A 1,626-nucleotide genomic window follows, 5' to 3' on the forward strand; every position below is an offset into this window, starting at 1 on the left:
GTATGTGTTTACCCCGAGGATTCGACGGCAGGCACAGCGTGAGTCTGTGAGACCATCTCGTTGTTTTCGACGACGCGCTTGAGTTCCGCGTAGGGATTCCGTCCCTGCTGGCGCCACGTCGCCAGCAGGGACAGCAACGTCTCGTGAACGAACATCCCACGGTCGTTGCGGAGCGTGCCGATGATTTTCCGAAGAACGACTGGCTCACGAAGCGCGTTCTCGGCGGCGTTGTTCGTTGGCGAGATCGCTGGCTCACCGACGAAGGTGAGCCAGTGATCGATCCCGCCTTCGATCTTCCCGAGCAGTGTTGCCACTGGTTCGTCGGCCACTGATCGCTCAACGAGCGATCTGAGGCCGTTCCGGCTCGATCGGTGCATCTGTGCTCGCTCACGCGTACTCGGGTCGGTCTCCAGCCAAGACTGGAGACCGACGTACATCTGCCTGAGCGTCCGGTAAATCGGCTCTGCGTCCTCGTAATCGTCAGCTACGTCTTCAGCTTCGCGGAGAATATGCGCCCAACACCGCTGGAGGTTGCTGCTGAACGCCGGATAGGCCGTCCACCCGTCGCAGATGACCGCTCCCGCGAAGTCCTCGCCGAGGACTTCTGCGGGAACATCATGTCCACGGCTCTCCCTGACGGCGTACAGCGTGTGCTCGTCCGTCCTGAATGTCCAGAGCCACGCTTGTTCGCCGTCACGCTTGATGCCGGTTTCGTCAACGTGGACGATCTCAGCCTCCTGAATCTGTCTGCGAAGTTGCTCGTACTCACAGCGACCGGCGCGCGCCGCGCGCTCGGTCGCGTGCCACGCGGACGCACCCGAGAGTTCCAAGCCATGGAGCTGCTCGAACCGGTCGGCAATCTTCCGGTAGGTGAGGCGGTGGTCGTACCGGGACAGAGCGGCTTGGGCGATGACGTTCACCCCGAACTGCCCCTCACCGGGGCAGTCGGGGTGAGAGGCAACGGTCTGTGTTCCACAGGAGTCACACTCGTAGTGGTGGCGGTTGTACTGGGTGATTTCGGGCGGCTGTGGATCAGGGATCTCCTCGACGAGTCGGGGGCTGACGCCCGCCGACTCGTCGAAGTGTTCGCCACACTCGGGACAGCACTCACAGGTGACCTCGACGACCTCGTCCGGATCAGCTACTGTCCGCCACTCTGGATCGTGTCCTTCTTTTCGGCCAGGCGTTCCCCCGTCAGTCCGGATATCATCGTCCTCGTCGTCTTGCGCGGTCGGCGACTCGTCGGTCGCCGACCGTCGCTTGCTGGGCGGCGTATGGGGATTCTCGTACTTTCGAAGGCGTGTTTCGAGCTCCTCTATCCGCTCGTCCTTCTGGTCAAGTTGCTCTTGCAGTTGGTCGATTTTCTCGTCTTTCCGCTTGTTTTCGTGCTCAAGTTCTTCGACTCGTTGCTCAAGTTGGAGAAACCGAGAGAGCAGCTCGTCTTTGGTGAGATCGTCCCCGTTCACAGAACCCACCACCCAACGTGGACAGCAGAGCTACCGGGATGGGCTCCGCCATGGAGCCCATCCCTCAGAGCCGCACCGGAACTCTGCTGCCAGTGCATACGGCCCCCATTGAACGCCTCCTACGAGACAGTGACGAAATCAGCCCGGGCTAAACACATAC

1 protein-coding gene is annotated in these 1,626 nt (G+C 61.3%); it reads right to left on the reverse strand.

The features are described 5' to 3' along the window. Window positions 1-8 precede the first annotated feature (8 nt). Window positions 9-1,466 carry an IS66 family transposase gene (tnpC, locus tag D1409_RS24150; RefSeq protein ID WP_123539512.1) on the reverse strand — a complete coding sequence of 486 codons (1,458 nt, stop codon included), beginning with the start codon at window positions 1,464-1,466 and terminating at the stop codon, window positions 9-11. Between the last annotated feature and the right edge of the window lie 160 nt (window positions 1,467-1,626).

This window comes from Halosimplex salinum, from assembly GCF_003730195.1.
In the GTDB taxonomy this organism is placed as follows: Archaea; Halobacteriota; Halobacteria; order Halobacteriales; family Haloarculaceae; genus Halosimplex; species Halosimplex salinum.